Source organism: Clostridium simiarum (assembly GCF_018919175.1).
GTDB classification, from domain to species: domain Bacteria; phylum Bacillota; class Clostridia; order Clostridiales; family Clostridiaceae; genus Clostridium_L; species Clostridium_L simiarum.
In genome coordinates this window covers 1-510 of sequence record NZ_JAHLQL010000057.1, presented here as the reverse complement: position 1 = coordinate 510, position 510 = coordinate 1, and the positions used below count along the sequence as shown (strand labels likewise).

1 protein-coding gene is annotated in these 510 nt (G+C 28.0%); it reads left to right on the top strand.

The window, feature by feature from the left end; genetic code table 11:
• The first annotated feature begins 73 nt into the window (after window positions 1-73).
• The gene (locus KQI89_RS17555) at window positions 74-250 is read left to right on the top strand and encodes a 4Fe-4S binding protein (protein ID WP_216458173.1); all 177 of its coding nucleotides are present in this window, start codon (window positions 74-76) and stop codon (window positions 248-250) included.
• The last annotated feature ends 260 nt before the right edge of the window (window positions 251-510 follow it).

Sequence of the window (510 nt, the reverse complement as noted above, 5' to 3'; positions counted from 1 at the left end):
AGAGTATTGGAAGTTACAGTTAACACATGTAAACAAACACTATAAAGAAGATTAAATCCAAAGGGAGAAAACTATGCCGAGAAAAATCAATGAATCAGACTGTGTAGGTTGTGGAACTTGCCAAAGCGTATGCATTATTGGCTGTATCACAGAAGAGAAAGATAGAAAAAGAAAAATCAATGAATCTGCTTGTGTTGACTGTGGTGCATGTCAATTTGCTTGTCCCAAAAGATGCATTTCAAGAAATTAACTAAAAAGATATGAATTTAAAGAGAAGTAGTTAAATTATATCTTCTTAATTTAGTTTGTGTTATTTTATAAATAATGTATAGTAACATATAAAATATATAATGAGGTGAAAGATATGAAAATATTACACATTAATTGTCATCCAGACTTTAATAATAATAGTACTACAAATATGTTAATGAAATACGGATTACAATTAACGGAATCAATTGAAGATGTGCAAATATTAAACTTATATGAGAAAAATGCTATTCCAAGGTT